The 17,858-nt window shown below is 64.9% G+C and carries 14 protein-coding genes; 6 read left to right on the forward strand and 8 right to left on the reverse strand.

Annotated elements, in window-relative coordinates; all coding sequences use genetic code 11:
- Nucleotide 1 precedes the first annotated feature (1 nt).
- The 3 genes from C3B71_RS01195 to C3B71_RS01205 are packed head-to-tail and all read left to right on the forward strand — an operon-like array spanning nt 2 to nt 2,455.
- Nucleotides 2-193 (forward strand): hypothetical protein, encoded by a 192-nt coding sequence (locus C3B71_RS01195; protein ID WP_108965549.1) that lies wholly within the window; start codon nt 2-4, stop codon nt 191-193.
- On the forward strand, nt 190-1,341 hold the full coding sequence (locus C3B71_RS01200) for a DUF6571 family protein (protein WP_108965551.1): 1,152 nt from the start codon (nt 190-192) through the stop codon (nt 1,339-1,341). Before C3B71_RS01195 ends, C3B71_RS01200 begins: the two co-directional genes overlap by 4 nt.
- Nucleotides 1,316-2,455, forward strand: a complete 1,140-nt coding sequence (locus C3B71_RS01205; protein WP_146752383.1) for a DUF6571 family protein — start codon at nt 1,316-1,318, stop codon at nt 2,453-2,455. Before C3B71_RS01200 ends, C3B71_RS01205 begins: the two co-directional genes overlap by 26 nt.
- Nucleotides 2,456-2,539: 84 nt before the next feature.
- On the opposite strand, the gene C3B71_RS01210 is transcribed toward C3B71_RS01205, so the two are convergent.
- The 8 genes from C3B71_RS01210 to C3B71_RS01245 form a co-directional block, all read right to left on the reverse strand.
- Nucleotides 2,540-5,620 carry an alpha-mannosidase gene (locus tag C3B71_RS01210; RefSeq protein ID WP_108965555.1) on the reverse strand — a complete coding sequence of 1,027 codons (3,081 nt, stop codon included), beginning with the start codon at nt 5,618-5,620 and terminating at the stop codon, nt 2,540-2,542.
- A 47-nt stretch (nt 5,621-5,667) separates the two neighbouring features.
- On the reverse strand, nt 5,668-6,537 hold the full coding sequence (locus C3B71_RS01215; protein WP_234416018.1) for a carbohydrate ABC transporter permease: 870 nt from the start codon (nt 6,535-6,537) through the stop codon (nt 5,668-5,670).
- 1 nt (nt 6,538) lies between these two features.
- Nucleotides 6,539-7,474 carry a carbohydrate ABC transporter permease gene (locus C3B71_RS01220; RefSeq protein WP_108965557.1) on the reverse strand — a complete coding sequence of 312 codons (936 nt, stop codon included), beginning with the start codon at nt 7,472-7,474 and terminating at the stop codon, nt 6,539-6,541.
- Nucleotides 7,471-8,868, reverse strand: coding sequence for an extracellular solute-binding protein (locus C3B71_RS01225; protein WP_108965559.1), 1,398 nt, complete (start codon nt 8,866-8,868; stop codon nt 7,471-7,473). The genes C3B71_RS01220 and C3B71_RS01225 overlap by 4 nt, the downstream gene beginning before the upstream one ends.
- A gap of 1,009 nt (nt 8,869-9,877) precedes the next feature.
- The gene (locus C3B71_RS01230; RefSeq protein ID WP_159097602.1) at nt 9,878-11,101 is read right to left on the reverse strand and encodes an ROK family protein; all 1,224 of its coding nucleotides are present in this window, start codon (nt 11,099-11,101) and stop codon (nt 9,878-9,880) included.
- A gap of 146 nt (nt 11,102-11,247) precedes the next feature.
- A complete protein-coding gene (locus C3B71_RS01235; RefSeq protein WP_159097603.1) occupies nt 11,248-12,342 on the reverse strand; it encodes a DUF6571 family protein in 1,095 nt (364 codons plus the stop codon).
- Between the two features lie 44 nt (nt 12,343-12,386).
- Nucleotides 12,387-14,483: a DUF6571 family protein gene (locus C3B71_RS01240; protein WP_108965565.1), complete on the reverse strand. Its 2,097-nt coding sequence runs from the start codon at nt 14,481-14,483 to the stop codon at nt 12,387-12,389.
- 48 nt (nt 14,484-14,531) lie between these two features.
- Complete coding sequence (locus tag C3B71_RS01245; protein WP_108965568.1) at nt 14,532-14,933, reverse strand: hypothetical protein; 402 nt, start codon at nt 14,931-14,933, stop codon at nt 14,532-14,534.
- 330 nt (nt 14,934-15,263) lie between these two features.
- Here C3B71_RS01245 and C3B71_RS01250 point away from each other — a divergent pair, with 330 nt between their 5' ends.
- The 3 genes from C3B71_RS01250 (at nt 15,264) to C3B71_RS01260 (ending at nt 17,759) form a co-directional block, all read left to right on the forward strand.
- Nucleotides 15,264-15,965: a hypothetical protein gene (locus C3B71_RS01250; RefSeq protein ID WP_108965570.1), complete on the forward strand. Its 702-nt coding sequence runs from the start codon at nt 15,264-15,266 to the stop codon at nt 15,963-15,965.
- 45 nt (nt 15,966-16,010) lie between these two features.
- On the forward strand, nt 16,011-17,039 hold the full coding sequence (locus C3B71_RS01255; protein ID WP_146752437.1) for a hypothetical protein: 1,029 nt from the start codon (nt 16,011-16,013) through the stop codon (nt 17,037-17,039).
- Between the two features lie 120 nt (nt 17,040-17,159).
- Nucleotides 17,160-17,759 carry a malonic semialdehyde reductase gene (locus C3B71_RS01260; protein WP_108965573.1) on the forward strand — a complete coding sequence of 200 codons (600 nt, stop codon included), beginning with the start codon at nt 17,160-17,162 and terminating at the stop codon, nt 17,757-17,759.
- Nucleotides 17,760-17,858: the final 99 nt, after the last annotated feature.

Below are 17,858 nucleotides of genomic sequence, written 5' to 3' on the forward strand. Positions count from 1 at the left end.
CATGTTCACCCGCAGCTCCGCCCACCTGGAAGACTCCGTTAACCCACTAGACATCAGCGTCCTATACACCGCCAGCTGGACCTCATCCACCGGACAAACCGGCAACCTCACCCCCCTCACCACCACCACAACCACTAGCATCCCGGTGGCGGAGATCCAGACGATTATTGTCCAGCCCACCGATGAACCATGACACAGCGCACTATCAGTTTTCGACTGGCGGCGGCCGTGTTGGTACTGCTGATGACGTGTGCACCGCTGGAGGCCTGCTCGCTTGGTTCACGCGGGGACGCCTTCGATATCCCCGGCTTCGACCCCGGTGCCGCAGGCCAGGACGACCAGGCTAATGCTCAGACTGCTTTGGACTACCTGAGCCCTGATGGCGAGTTGACCGATGGCAGGTGGGTGCCGGGGGAGCGGACTCGGGAGCGGTGGGAGACGCTTGCCGGCAGCTGGGACTCCAGCACCCTGGAGGAGCTGACGGCGGCTATGGCGGCGGCGTCGACCCTGCGTGGCAGCCCGGATGAGGAGACCTCAGCCGCGGCGACCTGGGTCACCGCAAGGTCGATCGAGTTCGCCGTCGACCAGGTGCCGTCCAGGTATTACACCGACGCGATGAAGCAGAACCTGGCGGTGGTGGTGGTCAACACCGCGGACGAAGGAGTGAAAGTCGCTACGGGCGGTTCCCCTAAGGGATTGGGCTTGTATCAGGGTGAGAAGGGCAAGGACCTGGACGACGCCAACAGCCTGTATACAACGATGGTCTATCGAGTTATTGACAACAAAGCCGCCGCTGCGAACATCCGTTCGGCGTTGTTTGATGCGGCTATGGGACGTTATCCGGACGTTGGCGACGTGACGACGCTTGAAATGAAGTATCAGATTGTTGGGAGCGTGTACGGGTACCTGACTGTAATCGGCGGTGAGCGCATGGTGGATGTCATGGGTGCCAACGCGGAGTTCGACAACCCGATCGGCACAACGCGTTCTGCGCTGGAGGCCATGGCCTATGCCGATGCGGTTAACCAGGGGCTGTTCACCGACCCGGAGGCCTTCAATCCCGAATACCTACAGCATGCAGGCAGTGGTGAGCCCTACTCCTGGTACACCACCAACGCGGACGGCACCACCACCTTCAACCTCGACAACCCGCCGACCAGCGAACAGAGGGACGGTGTCCATGACTGGGCCAACGCGATCCGTGCCGAACACGATCCTGAATACGCGGTCATGCGTGCGGACAGTGGCGTGAACGCCGGGGTCCGCAGAGGGGTCTGCCTGATCCGTGGAGGGGACGGCATAGGGGGTGAGCCCGGTGAGATCGCGATCAAGAAGGACTAAAACGCTCCTGCTGGCACTACTGCTGGCCTGCATGCCAATGGTGGCGTGTACGGCGGATTCGGGCGAGCACGGCCTGGACATTCCCGGCTTCGAGCCTGACGCCGTCACCGACCAGGCCAACGCCCGAGCTGCGTTCGAGTACCTCAACCCCGATGGTGAGATGAGTGGCGGTTGGTGGGTGCCGGGGGAGCGGACCCAGGAGCGGTGGGAGGAGCTCGCCGACCGCAGCTGGGACTCCGACGCCCTGGAGGAGCTCACGGCTGCCATGGCGGCCGTGTCAACCATGCGCGGCGGCCAGGATGAGGAGACCTCTGCCGCGGCAACCTGGACGGTTGCCAGGTCGATCGAGTTCGCCGTCGACCAGGTGCCCTTCGAGGACTACACGGAGGCCATGAAGGAGAACCTGGCCGTGGTGGTGGCCAGCACCGCCGACGAGGGCAGCGGGGTGGCCGGTGGCGGCACCACCAAGGGATTGGGCCTGTACAGGGACTATGACAGCAAGAACAGCGGTGATGCCAACAGCGTGTACACCACGCTGATCTACCGGCTAATTGACAATCAGGATGCTGCCGCAACCATCTCCAAGGCGTTCGTCGATGCTGCTATGGCCGATTACTCCGGCATGGCCGACGCCGGCGACGTGGGGGGCATGGGCCAGAATATGGGCAATGCGTACGGATACCTGAATGCCATCGGCGTTGAGCGCATGACGGATATTGCAGGCGCGGACGCGGAGTTCGACAACCCGATCACCATCACTCGGAGCACGCTGGAATCCCAAGCCTATGCGGAGGCGGTCAACCAAGGTTTGTTTGCCGACCTTGACGCCTTCAACTCCGAGTACCTCCAGGATGAGTTCGGGGAACCGTATTCGTGGTACTCCACCGGCGCCGACGGCGTAGTCAGCTTCAACCTCGATAACCCGCCGACCCGCCGGCAGAGTATTGAGGTCCACAACTGGGCCGATGACGTCGCGCCCGAGCACGACCCGGAAGGCGTATTCATGAACGCGAATCGAGGCCTCAACACCGGTATCAGCGACGGGCAGTCCTTGATCTACGGCCATGATGGTGCGGGCGGTGACCCCGGTGACATCGCGATTGAGAAGGACTGAGCCGACTCGCCTCGAGGTTCGGGGCGCGGCATGCTGCCCGGGTTCCTGCACTGCGCGGGTGCCGTAGTCGGCGGCGCCCACCGATCACACCCGGGCGATCCTCAGCGTGAGGATCTGGAAGGGGCGCAGCTCGAAGTCGCTGGTCAGGGCGCCCGCCTGCGCGCCGTTGGCGGCCTCGGCGGGAACGGTGCGCAACTCGACGTCGTCGCTCGGGCGCTCCAACAGATCGGTGGTGACTACCGAGGCGGCGGCGAAGCCGGTGGTGACTGCGCCGCGGGTGCGGGCCCCCAGTGACTCGTACAGGCGGACGACGACGTCGCCGCTGCGATCCTCGGCGAGTTTGACCGTCTCTACGACCACGCCCGTGCCGTCGACGGACACGATCGGGGCCACCTCGTGGGCGCCGGTGACCATGCGTGAAGGCAGGTTGAAGGCATACCCCTCGCGCACGGCGTCGTCGATCGTGGCCCCCGGGCGCAGCGCGACCCTGAGCGAGTGTTGCCCCTGGTCGGCCTCCGGATCAGGGAACAGCGGCGCGCGCAGCAGGGACAGTCGTACCGTCGTCATCGGGTGACCTAAGGCGTCCAGGTCCCGGGTGACGTCGTGGCCGTAGGTGGAGTCGTTCAGCACTGCCACCCCGTAGTCGGGCTCGCCCACGTGAATCCAGCGGTGAGCGCAGATCTCGTAGCGGGCGGCATCCCAGGAGGTGTTTTGATGTGTTGGGCGGGCCACGTGCCCGAACTGCATTTCGGCGGTGGAGGCCTCCGCCACCAGGTCCAGGGGGAATGCCAGCTTGAGCAGCTGCTGCCGCTCATGCCAGTCGACGTCGAAGTCGAAGACCACCTGCTTGGAGCCCGGGTGCAGGCGGATGCGCTCCACCAGGGTGGAGGCCCGTCCGAGCGCGCGGGTAAGGCGCACGCACACGCCGTCCGCGTCCCGCGTGACCTCCAGATCCCGTACATCGAGCACGTCTTGGACCGTGTGCCGGTACTCGGCGTCAATGTCCCAGGCATCCCACTGGCGCGGGGTATCGCGGTGCAGCTGCAACAAGCCCGCCCGGGCGCCCGGCGGGAGCAGCTCCCGGCCGGCCTCCAGGTCCACGATTGAGGTCAGGGTGCCGGCGGTGTCGAGCACCAGGCGGAGCAGCCCGTTGTCAATGACCCATCCGCCCGCGGACTGCTCCACCGACACTTCGCCGAAGGCGGGCACCGGTTCGCCAGCGCCCAGCGCGGGCACGCCGTCGCGCGCCGCCGGGGCGGCGTTGAGCAGCAGCGGAGTGTCCCCGCTCCCCACGAGGGCCGCAGCGGCGTCGCCGATCACCCCTTCGAGTGTGCGCGCGACCTCGGCGTACTCGGCCTCGGTGCGCTGGTACACCCAACCGATGGAGGTGCCCGGGAGAATGTCGTGGAACTGGTTGCGCAGCACCGTGCGCCACGACTCCTTCAAAGCCTCGTACGGGTAGGGAGCGCCCGCGTAGACGGCCGCCGTCGCCGCCCACAACTCGGCCTCCCGCAACAGGTGCTCACTGCGGCGGTTGCCCTGCTTGGTGCGCAGCTGAGAGGTGTAGGTGCCGCGGTGGAACTCCAGGTACATCTCCCCGTTCCACACCGGCAGCCGGGCACCGCCCCCTTCGGCGGACAGGGCCTCGGCTTCGCCCTGGGCGCGTTCGAAGAAGGTATTCGGACTGCCCAGCTCCACCGTCGGCACACCCTCAAGATCCTGGAAGCGGTGCGCGGCCGCCAGCATCTCCCGGGTGGGGCCGCCACCGCCGTCGCCGTAGCCGAAGGGCACGATCGAGGTGGTGCAGATGCCCTTCTCCGCGAAGTTCGCCTCGGCGTGGTGCAGCTCGGTGACTGACAGCCGGGCGTTGTAGGCGTCCACCGGGGGAAAGTGAGTCAGTACGCGAGACCCGTCGATACCCTCCCAGTAGAACGTGTGGTGCGGCATGCGATCGGTGTCGTTCCAAGACAGCTTCTGGGACAGGAACCAGGGGGAGCCGGCCGCCCGGGCGATCTGAGGCAGTGAGCCGCTGTAACCGAAGGAGTCCGGCAGCCACACATCCCGCGTCTCCACCCCGAACTCCTCCAGGAAGAACCGCTTCCCCTCAATGAACTGGCGGGCGAGTGCCTCCGATCCGGGCATATTCGTGTCCGACTCCAACCACATGCCGCCCACGGGCACGAAGCGTCCCTCGGCCACCCGCTGCCGGATGCGCTCAAAAAGCTCCGGCTGAGCCTGTTTGACCCACTGGTACTGCTGGGCGGAGGAACAGGCGAAGACGAAGTCCGGATCCTGATCCATCAGCGCCAGCGCACTGGAGAAGGTACGTACGCATTTGCGCACCGTCTCGCGCACCGGCCACAGCCAGGCGGAGTCGATATGCGCATGCCCGACGGCGAGCACGTGGTGCGCGCTCGCATTGGCCCGGCAGGCGAGCACGCCGGCCAGCGCGTCCCGGGCCGTCGGCGCGGTGCCGGCCACGTCGGCGGGATCGACGAGGTCGGCGGCACGCTCCAGCGCCGTATCGATGCGGGCGCGGCGGGTGGAGTCCTCCGGCAGGGCGGCCGCCAGCTCCAGCAGGACGGCCAGATCCTGAACCAGCTCCCACACGACGTCGTCGCGCAGGGCCACATCGGCGCGGCCCAGGCGGTACAGCGGGTCGCTGCCCGCGGTCTCCCGGTAGCCGTAGGGCGTGGGGGAGAAGCCGAAGCCCCCGGCCACATCCGGGTTGGAGGCAGCCTCCACGTAGACGTCGATAGCATCCGGCTCGCCGTCCCAGGGGACCGTGTGGTTGCGCGGGGAAAGCGCCTTGACCGCCGAGCCGTCGGGGCGCAGCAGCAGGCCCTCGGCCTGGAATCCGGGCTGTGCGGCGGTGAAACCCAGGTCGATGCTCAGCTCCACGTGCGTGCCCTCCGCCCGGCGCCATGCCGCGGGCACGTTCCCAATCGCGTGGAACCAAGTGGTGCCCCACGGCGGTCCCCAGGGGGTGCCGACGGCGATGGGGGAGTAGTCCTCGGTGACGGCCCGGGTGAAGTGGACCGGCTCGCCCGGTGCCTGCCAGGCCGACAGCTCCAGGGGCAGGCGATCGCGGTAGATCGCCGGACGGACGTGGTCGCGCAGCAGGCGTTCGGCGCGCTGCTCGGTCAGGAGGGGATTGGAATGCATGTGGTGGTTGTTCCTGGTCTCGTCTGCGGTGAGGTGTTGGCGTCGGATCAGCCCTTGACGGCGCCGGCCATGGCGAAGCCTCCGCCAACGCGGCGCTGCACGATCAGGTAGAGCAGCAGCACGGGGGTGGAGTAGAAGATGGAGAAGGCAGCCAGCTTGCCGTAGGCGATCGATCCATGCGTGCCGAAGAAGTTGTAGATGGCTACCGCGGCGGGCTGATGCTCGGGGGAGAACAGCAGCACGAAGGGCACGAAGAAGTTGCCCCAGGCGCCGGTGAACACGAAGATGAACACCACGGCGATGCCGGGCTTCATCAGTGGAACCACGATCCGCCACAGGGCGGTCATAGCGGAGGCGCCGTCCACCCAGGAGGCCTCCTCCAGGGAGATCGGTACGGAGTCCATGAAGTTCTTCATCATCCAGATGGCCATCGGCAGGGAGGTGGCCGCCATGAACAGAATGGTGCCTGCAACCGAGTCGAGCAACTGGAAGCTGACGAACAGGGAGTAGACGGGCACCATCATGGCCGTGATCGGCAGGCAGGTGCCGAACAGGATCGTGTACATGAAGCCCTTGTTGAAGCGCATCTGGAAGCGTGACAGCGGGTAGGCGGCGAGCGTGGCCACCACCACGGTGATCGCCGCGGTGCCGAAGGAGATCAGCAGGGAGTTCCAGAGCGGACGCAGAGTCTCGTCGACGTTGGCGATCTCGGTGAAGTTGGACAGGGTCCAGGTCTCGGGGACGGAGATGGACACGGTGGCCGCGGGGTCGAAGGCGGACAGGATGATCCATGCGAGTGGGATCAGGAAGCAGACCCCGATCAGCGCCATAATCACCGAGGCAACGATCTTGAGCCCGTGCCCGCGCGGCGAGGAGAGTCTGAGCGATGCTGTGGGTGACTGCTGCATGTCAGGCATGTCAGTCCACCTCCGGTTTGAGCAGTTTCATGTAGACGACGGAGAAGAGCGCCCCCACCAGCAGCGTGACGGTGGCGATCGCCGTGCCGTAGCCGACCTGGGAGAATTTGAACGCCTCCTGGTAGGCGAGCACCGGCAGGGTGGAGGAGCTCGTGCCCGGGCCACCGCCGGTCATCACCCAGATGAGGGTGAACACGCCCAGCGTCTGCAGGGTGGTGAGCATGAGGTTGGTGGCGATGGAACGGCGAATGATCGGCAGCGTGATGCGGAAGAAAGTCTGCGCGGTGGAGGCCCCGTCGATGGCGGCGGACTCCTTGACCTCCGGAGGTACCTCGGCGAGCGCGGCGTTGTACTGCATCATCGAAAATGCGGTGCCGCGCCAGACATTGGCGAGTATGACCGACAGCATGGGGAAGACGAGCAGCCATTTCGGGCCTTCCAGGCCGATGAAGGAGAGCATCGAATTGAGGGTGCCCTCCGAGGCGAAGAAGGCGTAGCAGGCGAAGGCCGCGACGATCTCCGGCAGCGCCCAGGCCACCACGACGATCCCGCCCACCAGGGAGGCCAGTGGCCGCGCGCAGTGGCGCATGAGGACCGCCAGCACCATGCCCAGTACGTTCTGCCCGACGATAGCCGAGGCGAAGACGAAGACCGCCGTCAGGAGAATCGATTTCAGGAAGGCCGGGTCGGAGAAGAGAGTCACGTAATTGCCCAGGCCCACGAACTGTGGCGCGGCCGCCTTGTAACCGCTCATGGCCCGGTCGGTCAGTGACCCGTACAGGGAGTAGATGATCGGGCCGAGCAGGAACAGGGCGAGCAGGACGACGGCCGGAATCAGTGGGGCGGTGCGGCGGAGGGTCCTGCCGGAGTGACGGCGTCGGGCCGACGTTGCGCCTCTACCCGCCGCCGTCGAGCCGAATGTGGCGGGCGTGGTCATTTGGAGGCCGCCTCGGTGCCGTCCTCGCCGACGATGGAGACCAGGCCGGAGTCGTAGGTGGCCGCTGCCTCCTCGGGGGTGGCGTCGTCGGTGACCACGGACTCGCAGGCGATCTGGATGTTCCCGGAGATCTGCGAGTAGTCGGGGGTGGTGGGGCGGAAGTGCGTGTACGGAACCAAGCTCGAGAAGAACTCGAAACTGGGGTTGTAGGAGAGGTAGTCCTCGGACTCGGCTACGTCCATGCGTACGGCGACCTGAGCGTTCTCCGTGTCGTATTTGAGGGTGTTCTCGTAGTTCAGGGCGATCGAGATGAATTGGAATGCGGCGTCGGGGTTGGCGCATTTGGAGCCGACGGCCAACGTCCAGCCGCCGGACATGGACGTGAACCCATCGCCCTGGCCGTTCTGCGTGGGCATCATCGCGAAGCCCATCGTCTCCTCCCACTCCGGCCAGGGGTTGTCGCCGGAGATCCAGCCGCCGGGCATCCAGGAGCCGTCGATCGCCATGGCCAGTTTGCCTTGGGGGAGCAGCTCGGTGGAGACGCGGTTGCCGATGGCGGAGTCGAGCGCAACGTCCAGGCTGGGGCCGAGTTCTTCGGCGTAGACCGTGTCCATGAAGGCCAGTGAGTCGATGAAGCCCTGTGAGCCAGTGACCCACTTCTGAGTGTCGGTGTTGTACAGGAGTTCGGAGTCGGTGCCGGACAGGAGCATCTCAAAGCCCTGCATGGAGGTCATCTCGCCGCCGGCCTTGGCGACGAAGATGTTCAGTGGGATGACATCCGGGACCTGCGTCTTGATGGTGCGGGCGGCGTCGAGAATCTCATCCCAGGTGGTCGGCTGCCAGTCCTCGGGCAGTCCCGCTTGGGCGAAGATCTGCTTGTTGAAGTAGATGCCGCGGGTGTCGGTGCCCATGGAGACGCCATACAGCTTGCCGTCGTCGCCGAGCCCGGCCTCCTTGGCGGAGTCGACGAACTGATCCCAGTCCTCCCAGGCCTCCACGTACTCGTCGATGGGCATGAGGTAACCGGCGGCGGCGTCTGAGCGGACCTGGAAGGAGTCCTCGTACATGACATCCGGGGCGGTGGAGTCCGAGCCGTTCATCAGCGCCAGCTTGGTGAAGTACTGGTCCTGTTCGGCCTCGATCGGCACCAGCTCGATGGTTACCTCGGAGTTAGCCGCCTCGAACTCGTCCTTGGCCTTGGTCAACAGGTCCTCGAGCTGGGTGAAGGCCGAAGTCTTCTGGTAGGCGATCTTGAGGGTGCTGCTGGAGCGCTCGCTTGAGGAGTTCGAGCAGGCGGCGAGTGCGGCGGTCGCCGAGGCGAGTGAGGCGCCGATGAGGAAGCTGCGACGGCTCGGGTTCGGGTGGGTTAGGGGTGCGGGGGTTGAGTGGGGCATGGGTGGGCTCCTTTGCGCCGGGGCGTCCACTGTGACGCCATCACTAAATACTCCATCAAATGGATAAAATACTGTCAAGCCGTCCTGGAGGACGTTGCTTAGTCGTTATATAAGGGTGTGTGGGCGGAGCGTGGACCGTGGCCGGGAGCGGGCGCACGACGTTTCGGCACTTACGACGACGGTTCGTACCTTCCGGTCAACGATTCGTACTCCGCGGTGACGGTTCGTACTGCTGGGTGCCGAACCGTCGCTGTTATGTCTCAGGACATCGGTGACAGTTCTGTGTCAGGACATCGGTGACAGTTCGTGGGTTGTTGGGGGTGACAGTTCTGGTGTGCTTTTGGGCGCATGAGCTCAGTCAGGAAGTCCAACAGTAGTGGTGTTGATCCGCGTGTGCGTCTGGCGATCGTCCGGTGGCCTGATGACGCCCCGCGCGGGGCGGTGACCGCATCCTTGCGACCAGCGGGCCATCGGCTGGTGGCTTCTGGAGCCTGACCGGGCCGGCGTGCTGCGGCCGTAAAGCGGGCCCTGACCCGACTTACGAGGCCCTGGTTGGTCGACTTTGCCGGAGAGACCCCCGGGCTGTCCCCGGCCCGACCCGGCCGTGGGTTACAGCGGCCGCCACCACGACCCCCAGCCCACGCTCCAACCGTGCCGGCCCCCGCGAACCACCACAAGTGTCACCGATGTCCTGATACACCAAGTGTCACCGATGTCCTGAGGCAGAACTGTCACCGATGTCCTGAGACATCACAGTGCCGAACCGTCGCCAGAACTGCCGAAGCGCTGGGGCGAAGTGCCGAACCGTCGGTGGAACGCGTAAACAGTCATCGCAGGGAGTAGCCGCTGTGCCTGGGGGCCATCGCCCGCTTTTGGTGTTTTCTGCATGCGCCATGCGAGGCCGGTGATGGTTTTGCGCGCCGCTGTTGCGGCCGATCTCAGTGGGCGGACCCGGGCTCCACCTCGCCTGTTCGGCATCGACCGCATCCTGGGGATCAAGCGCGGGCCCTCAACTCCCGATGAGCAGCGTTGCCGGAGTCGGCGAGAAGAGGCGGTCAAGCACGAGACAGGCCGCTCCCACGGTACCGGCACGTTCGCCGAGCGAGGAGGTGTGTAAGTTCAGCGGACGCGGTTGCCCGTGCAGCGTGTGATCGGCGATCGCGTGTTGCAACTCGGGTTCGCACAGCGGCCGCATGGCGGCCCAGCGCGGGCCGGTGATGACGATTGCGGATATGTCCAGCAGTTCGGCCACGGCCAGTACGGCAGCGCCCAGCACACGCCCCGCCGAGGCGAACACCTCGATCGCCGTTGCCTCCCCCCGACCGGCGCGGACCAGCAGGTCGGTGAAGCCCTCCTCGATTTCATGGGGATTCCACGAGTCGACCTCGCCCGGAAGCGTCATGCCGAGCTCGCGCGCATGCGCCACCAGCTCGCGCTCGCCCAGCGAGGTGCCCAGGATGCGGCCGCGCGGCGAGGCTGAGAGCGGGTCTCCGGGCAGGTGCATGGTTTCGCCCGCGTTGCCGGTTGTCCCTCGTACCACCTGCCCGGCGATCACGGGGGAGATCGCGGCGCCGGCGCCGAGGTAGAACACCAGAAAGTCGGCCGGATCCGGCGACTCGCCGGTCCATAGGTGCGCCTTGGCCACCGCCGTGACGTCCTTGTCCAGGACGACGTCCAGGCCCGTCTGTCGGGCCAGCAGGTCGCGCAGCGGTACCGTGCCCCAGCCCGGCAATAGGGGCGGACTGACGGTGCCGGCGTCGTCGTCTATCGGTCCGGGTGCGGCGACGCCGATGCCCAGCAGCCTGCCGCGCGGAACCGAGGCCTCTTGCACCATGCGTTCGACCTCGTGGTGCAGATGCGCGATTGCCGCCGTGGCATCCTGGGGCGAGGGCAGCGGGCCGTAGTTCTCGGCGACGATCTCGCCGGTCAGGTCCACTACCGCGATGCCCAGGGCGGATGGGTCGATGTGAACGCCGACGGCGAGTCCTCCGGAAGGGTTGAGACTGAGGGCGACGCCGGGTCGCCCCCTGCCGCCGGGGGGCACGATGCCGGTCTCGCGGATCAGCTGCTGGTTGAGCAACTCACGGGTCACATTGGAGACCGTCTGCGGCGCCAGACCGGTGATCCGCCCGAGCTGTGCCCGGGTGAGTCCGTCGGCGGAGTGGCGGATCGCCTCCAGTACGACGGCCCGGTTGAACCCGCCCACCCGGGGCAGGTTGCTGCCACGTCCCATGGTGCCTCCCTCAGCTCGGCCCTCCTGTGCGGGATGGAGACTACCCAGGAATTCGATGCGACCGTTCTGGGGAACGCACGCGTAGGGTTCCAACGCGGGGCCGCTGGACTGTGGGGTTGGCGCCGAGCAGGCAAGGGCGGGGCGGTTCATGTGATGGCTTTGGCCGCCTGCCCCTCGCCGTAGCCGAGGTTATAGCCTGCTTCGATACTGACGTGAAGGCTGTTCATGGTGGGGTCGGCGGCTAGTCCGTCCCAGTCCATGTACTCCTGGGCTGCTTGGGGGGTCATGGGGTCGGGGGCGGTGATGGTGGGATTTCCGTCGATCTCGGTGTAGAAGGAGAAGGGCTGGCCGTTGTTGCCGGTGGCGGCGGCCTCCATGGCGGCGTCGCTGAGCAGGCCGTACTGTGCGGCATCAACATAGGCCTGAGCGCGCAGCACGGTGTCGACGTCGGCAGCGTTGATGGTGTCTGAAGTACTGTTGTCCATGCGTAGCTCGGCCATGCCATCGAGATAGCCCATGGTCTGCGCGGCGGACTGATACTGCCCAAGCAGGGTTGTTTCGGGGTCGGCGGCCGTAGTCATCTTTGAGTCGATTCGGTTTTGGTGGTACTGGAGCATGGCGGAGGTCAGGGTTTCAGCGGCGTTCTCGTTATCAATGACGCGGTACAGGGCGGTCTCGAACTGCGCGTCGGTGACCATCCCAGACAGGCCATAGACGTTATTGACTTCTAAGGATCCGCCGTTCGCCAGGCCAGCGAGCTCCTCGGGGCTGTTGCCGAGCAGGACGGCGAGATTCTGCTTCATGGTTGAGGTGAAGTCCTTGAGGGGCACCTGGTTGGCGGTGAACTCAATTGATTCGGCGGCAATCCAGGTGGCGGCTGCTGATGTTTCGTCGTCTTTGTCGGTGCGTAGGGTCGAGACGGCGGCCATGGCAGCGGTGAGTTCTTCCAGGCCGCTGGAGTTCCAGTGGCCTTCTTCAAGTGTCTTCCACCTTTCTTGGGTCTGCTGTCCGGGAGCCCACTGGCCAGCGTCGACCTGCCCGTCGGGGCTGAGGTAGTCCAAAGCGGCCCGGGCGTTGGTTTGGTCGCCGCTTGCGGTTCCTGGATCAAAATCGGGAATGTCCAGTTCGCTTTCGAAATACTGCGCGCACGCCACCAAGGGTGCGCATGCCAGTAATAGCGTCAGCAGGGCGGCCGACAGACTGCGCCTGGGGCGGGGCGTGCTGGCTCTGGATCGCATCATAAGAAAGCTCCTCATCAGGTCGACGCCCCTATTGCGTGCCCCTATCATTTGATGATCTCCGCGCCCTGGCCCTGTTCGTAGCCTGTGGTGCTATTGACCATTTCGGAGTTGATGCGTCCCATGGTGGGGTCGGCGGCTAGTCCGTCCCAGTCCATGTACTCCTGGGCTGCTTGGGGGGTCATGGGGTCGGGGGCGGTGATGGTGGGATTTCCGTCGATCTCGGTGTAGAAGGAGAAGGGCTGGCCGTTGTTGCCGGTGGCGGCGGCCTCCATGGCGGCGTCGCTGAGCAGGCCGTACTGTGCGGCATCAACATAGGCCTGAGCGCGCAGCGCAGTTTTGATGTCGGCCACGTCGACAGTGTCCGGGGTGTTCCAGCCTTTGGCTAGCTGGTCAACGATGATGGGTCTGGCGACGGTGGAGCCGGTGCTGTACAGCAGCGGGCCGGCGACAGCCATGCCGGTCCCCCCGGTCATGGCGCTGACTCCGGTACCCAGGACGGTGGAGAACACGCTCAGTGCGGTTCCCATATTGGACTTGGCATCAGCCTGTGCGGCGCTGTCGTCGCCTGCACGCAACTCGGCAATGCCATCAAGATAACCGATGGTCATGGCCGCGTTCTGGTACTCTTCGAGAAGAGTCTCTTCAGGTTCAGTGGACGTGGGCATGTCGGAGTCGATTTGGCTGTGGTGGTACTGGCCCATTGCCGCGGCCAGGGTTCCGGCGGCGTTCTCGTTATCAATGACGCGGTACAGGAGGGTCTCGAACTGCGCGTCGGTGACCATCCCAGACAGGCCATAGACGTTATTGACTTCTAAGGATCCGCCGTTCGCCAGGCCGGCGAGCTCTTCGGGGCTGTTGCCGAGCAGGACGGCGAGGTTCTGCTTCATAGTGGCGGTGAAATCGGCTTCCTCGACATGATCGACGAAGAAGGGGATGGCCTGCGCGGTCATCCAGGTGGCACGTTCGGAGGCATGTGCGGGCACGTTCGGGTCGCCGTCGGCTCCCCGGTAGGCGGAGGCAGCGGCCGTGGCCGCACTCAACCCATCCAAACCGGCACCACCGTGGTAGTCCCAATCGCGCTGCCTGAGCATCTCCCAGCGCTTCTCGATCTCGGCGTCGTTGGTGCCATCACTGGTGAGATATTTCAGGGCGGCCTCGGAGTTGGAGCCCATGGCGGTCAGCACGCCGGCCAACGGGTCCGCGGTATAGAACTCGCCGTTCGCGAACGGCGGAGGTCCGGAGGCGGGAACCGAGGTGGGATCGATATCCTCAAGATTTTCAGCGAGCGCGCCAAGGAACCCTGTGCCGTATGCGGTATCCGGTACTGACAACAGTGCGTTGAGCGCCGTCATCGGAGATTCGAGCTGCCGCTGGCTGATATCCGGGTTCACTGCGTCGGCGAAACCAGCGGCGAGGTCGGCTCCGCCGACCTGATCCTGGCTGGCGGCGGCAAGTATGTGAGAAAGAGTCTCCACCGACTTGCTGAACTGTTCGCCACCGTCATCCCCGTCATAGCTAACCTGGTAGTGGCCGTCCAGCGCATAGACGAGTTGCAGATACTCTTCAGCGGTGTACTGATCGGTGAAGGACGCCCCGTAGGCGGGGATATCACGGTGCTTGGCAATCTCGTTGAGGATCTGCTCGACCGTACGGCCATCCTTGGCGGTTCCGTCCAAGCTGCCGAGAGCTTGATCAAGTGCAACGGTGTCGGCCTTAGCCGCTTCTGCCGCGCCGGTGTTGTAGGCGTGGACGTTGGCGGCGGTGTCCATGTTGCGCCAGTAGGCGGCTTCGTCGGTGGTGCCTGGGGGTGGGTCGGGTAGGTAGTAGGACAGGGTGCCGTCGGGGTTGGTCATGGTGATACCCGACTCGTTGATGTCGATGGCTTCCTGACGGCGGGATCGCAACTGGTATGCCACTTCGCGCAGTCTGGCGACGTTTGCCGATATAGTGGTGTTCCCGGGTGCGGGATTGAGCAGGTCGGGGAGCGGTTCGGTGTCGGTGACAACCGACTCCACCGGATCGTAGTGGTACTCGCTGCTACGACGTATTGCGCGGCGAGCGCCGTCTGCGGCGTTTGCGTAGTCGTTGATGTTGTTGATTACGGTTTGCATGGCATCGGTGTCGATCTTGATGTAGGCCATGGCTTCGCTTCTAGTCTCCGGGGGTTTCGGGGCGGGTTGGGAACGGGGTCAGATGTTGGGCCATCTGGCCTGTTCGGAGTCGGCGGGAACCTGATCTTGTCCGGTATTGTAGATGGCGTTCTCCGCATCTGTGAGGTCGTTGACAATCTGTGAAATCGCTTCCTCCGCGCCAGTCTGGGCCGAGTCGATGGCGGTGCGGTAGTCGTCGGCCAACGGTGAGGTCCACACGTCGTCGGACAGGCCCAGTGACTGTGGTATTCCCAGGTACCCGGTTATCTGGACTCCACCTTGGGTTGTTGGGGGCGGAGTCCACTCGGCCAGGCCGCTTTGCGACCGGGTTGCCTGCTCCTTAACGTCCTGGATCGCCTCCAGCTTGGGGTTGTTCACCATGAGAGTGCTGTCGCCGTCGTTATCAGTAGAGTCATCCTCGTAGTAATAAGTGGTGGGCATCGCGATCTCGGTCCTCGGAGGGGTGGCGGTTCGGGAGGGGCGGGACGCCCCGGTAACGATGGAGTCAACTTACCCTAAACGTAACGCCCCCGTCACAAGAAGACTGGTCGGTAGTCGTCCACCAGCGCCAGGGTGGCCCCAGCGGAAGGCGGGCGCTGGCGGACGACTACGGGGCGAGGGCGTTGGGTGCGGCTGTCACGTGTGGTTGACATTGGTGCCGCTTCTCGTATGTCCGGCAGTCCTGGCAGTTGCTGTTGCTTGCGTGTGACCTGGGGTCGTGTGAGACTGTATGACGTCCCGATAACGTACTCTTACCCCGAGGAGTTGCTCATGGCTCGTTTCCCGAGTCTCCCGACTGGTTCAGCCGGGCTACGCCGCACCGCCGCGGGAGCGGCGGCGCTGCTTCTGGCGTGTGCGCCTCTGGTGGCGTGCTCGTCTGAGTCGGACGACAACCCCCTGGGTATCCCTACCTACGATCCGGAGGCTGCCGCGTCGGCGGAGGCGTCGGAGTCGGCGGCTGCGGCTGAGGCGTCTGCGTCGGCTGCGGCTTCTGCGGAGGCTGCTGGTGTGGTGACGGCGGAGTCGCTGTCCACCGACCGCTACGTGGTTACCTCCATACCCGAGGACCTGGATGATCAGCAGACCGAGGTCCTCAAGGCCTTCATCAACTACGACCAGGTCACCTGGAACATCTGGTTCACCCGCACCGGCGTAGAAAACGCCGAACCCCTCATGACCGCAGAAACCTACCAGAACCTAAGGGATAATCTGGAAGCGGCCGGTGATGGGTACACGGACGGAACCGTTAAGACATCCGTAATTGAGGTGTTCGCCGTGGCTCCATATAAGGCGCAGGTTCTCGTGTGTGACGATCAGTCGGATCTAGTTGACTATGATGCGGCCGGCAATGATGTCAGCAATCCAGAGACTCTTCAAGGTCGTTACGAAATTCTTGTCACTATGACCTACGAGGATGGAGTCTGGAAGGAATCAGAAGAGTTTTTGCGTTCGACTAATAAGTGTACGGCGTGACCAATGAGGCCGATTAAGCTAATATTAGTAGTTGTACTTGCTCTGTTGCTGTCGCTCGTAGGTGTGACGGGCGTCGAATCCTTTGCCTGGGCGCATGAGAACCACAACTGGGATTCTGGTTCTGGTTCGTCGTCTGGTTCGGTTGTGCAGGGTGGGGATGGTTCGGTGACGATGACGGTCACAGCGACGTCCACATCTGCTGCGGCGGATGGGTCGGCTGGTTCTGGCGGTGGTGCTTCGGCGTGGTCGCAGTCGGTGGCGGCCACGGTGCATCCGGTGTGCTGGTATGAGCCGGATCGGACGGGTGCGGAGGTCGCCGAGTGGATTGACTCCGGGCAGGCGGAGAAAGAATCTTCAGTGCATGGCAACTGGGGTTATGTGATGCCGTACCTGAGGGATCAATATCCGGACTATGAGTCGTATGCGGACGATGAGGAGGGTTACTGGTATAGGCCGTGGTGCGATTGGACGTACTACAACGGTGACGATCCGATGGAGTACCAGAAGCTGTTCGGGCAGTTCACCTCGAATGGTCCTGTGTATGTGCCTGCCGGCGAGTCTGCTCCCGCCCCGGAGGTGGATGGGGCGACGTTGGCTCAGGCGGCGTGGGATGCGGTGACGATCCCTACTGCGACGATTTCGTATAACCCGATGGTTGGGGATGTGGGGGCCACGATTGTGGGCATGGATACCTGGGTGTGGGCGACGGGTGATACCCCCAAGGAGGTGCAGGTGACGGCTACGGCGGGGTCGACGACCGCCACGATCACGGCGACCGCGAAGTGGTTGACGCTCCAGCCCAAAGACGGCACCGCCAAGTGCACCGGCTTCGGCATCCCCTGGACTGAAGAGAACGACGCCAAGGGCACCGACTGCAAGATCGTGTTCAACCGGTCCAGCGCGCACTTCAAGGACGGTGTGACTCCGGTAGACATCAAAGTGTCCTACGCGATCACCTACACCGCCACCGACGGCGCTTCGGGATCGATGGACACCCACACCACCTCCACGACCACCACCATCCCCGTGGCTGAGATCCAAACTCTCAACACCCAACCAACCAAACAACCATGAGACGTCAGGTGAAGCCTGCAAGCCTCGGCCGGGCAGTAGGATGCCGTCGTTGGGGCAGCCGAGCTTCCCCGTAATCAACATCCGCGGAATAATCCCCGCACCAGGTCAGTTGCCGCCTGTATGAGCAGTCACGACACCGCCGTCTCCGACGACGCTCTTGCAGTCCTCTTCACCGACGCCCACACGGCCCGCTCGTTCCGGGACGAGCCGGCCCCGATCGAGCAGGTGCGCCGCGCCTACGACAACGCGCGCTGGGCGCCCACCGCCCTCAACTCCCAGCCCATGCGCCTGGACCTGCTCGCCTCCCCGGAGGCCCGCCAGCGGCTCGCCCCACTGATGTCCGGGATCAACCAGGAGCCGGTCCTCGGTGCGCCGCTGGTGCTGATCGTCTCCGCCGACCTCGCCCTGGACCAGTCCATGCGCGAGCTCGGCGCGTCCGAGCAGATGCTCGAGCGCCTGGCCGGCTCCCTGGAGATGCGCCAGGGACTCGCCCGCGACTCTGCCCTGATTCAGCTCGGCTACCTCGTGCTCGCCCTACGCGCCGAGGGCCTCGACGTCGGCGTCATGACCGGCGCCGACCTGCCCGGCATCGACGCCGAATTCCACGCCGACCGCCCCTGGCAGACCATCGCCGTCGTCTGCGTGGGGCACGGTGACGCCGACGCGTTCCACCCGCGGGCCGGCCGCCACGACTTCGAGACCGCTTCTCAGGTGCTCTAAGCACCGGCCCGACCGGTGCATACTCCGGGCGCCGGCTGCTAACGTTCGGGGTGTCCCGGCGCGAGTGAGGCCGGGAAGCGAGTACGGGTCGAGGAGGAC

The organism is Actinomyces sp. Z16, assembly GCF_003111765.1.
In the GTDB taxonomy this organism is placed as follows: domain Bacteria; phylum Actinomycetota; class Actinomycetes; order Actinomycetales; family Actinomycetaceae; genus Actinomyces; species Actinomyces glycerinitolerans.

Bases quoted from the DNA above. Each gene is read 5' to 3' on its own strand.
- C3B71_RS01250 (WP_108965570.1), top strand. From the start codon at position 15,264: ATGGCTCGTTTCCCGAGTCTCCCGACTGGTTCAGCCGGGCTACGCCGC.
- C3B71_RS01215 (WP_234416018.1), bottom strand. From the start codon at position 6,537: ATGCCTGACATGCAGCAGTCACCCACAGCATCGCTCAGACTCTCCTCG.
- C3B71_RS01200 (WP_108965551.1), top strand. From the start codon at position 190: ATGACACAGCGCACTATCAGTTTTCGACTGGCGGCGGCCGTGTTGGTA.
- C3B71_RS01230 (WP_159097602.1), bottom strand. From the start codon at position 11,101: ATGGGACGTGGCAGCAACCTGCCCCGGGTGGGCGGGTTCAACCGGGCC.
- C3B71_RS01195 (WP_108965549.1), top strand. From the start codon at position 2: ATGTTCACCCGCAGCTCCGCCCACCTGGAAGACTCCGTTAACCCACTA.
- C3B71_RS01240 (WP_108965565.1), bottom strand. From the start codon at position 14,483: ATGGCCTACATCAAGATCGACACCGATGCCATGCAAACCGTAATCAAC.
- C3B71_RS01260 (WP_108965573.1), top strand. From the start codon at position 17,160: ATGAGCAGTCACGACACCGCCGTCTCCGACGACGCTCTTGCAGTCCTC.
- C3B71_RS01210 (WP_108965555.1), bottom strand. From the start codon at position 5,620: ATGCATTCCAATCCCCTCCTGACCGAGCAGCGCGCCGAACGCCTGCTG.
- C3B71_RS01220 (WP_108965557.1), bottom strand. From the start codon at position 7,474: ATGACCACGCCCGCCACATTCGGCTCGACGGCGGCGGGTAGAGGCGCA.
- C3B71_RS01225 (WP_108965559.1), bottom strand. From the start codon at position 8,868: ATGCCCCACTCAACCCCCGCACCCCTAACCCACCCGAACCCGAGCCGT.
- C3B71_RS01245 (WP_108965568.1), bottom strand. From the start codon at position 14,933: ATGCCCACCACTTATTACTACGAGGATGACTCTACTGATAACGACGGC.
- C3B71_RS01235 (WP_159097603.1), bottom strand. From the start codon at position 12,342: ATGATGCGATCCAGAGCCAGCACGCCCCGCCCCAGGCGCAGTCTGTCG.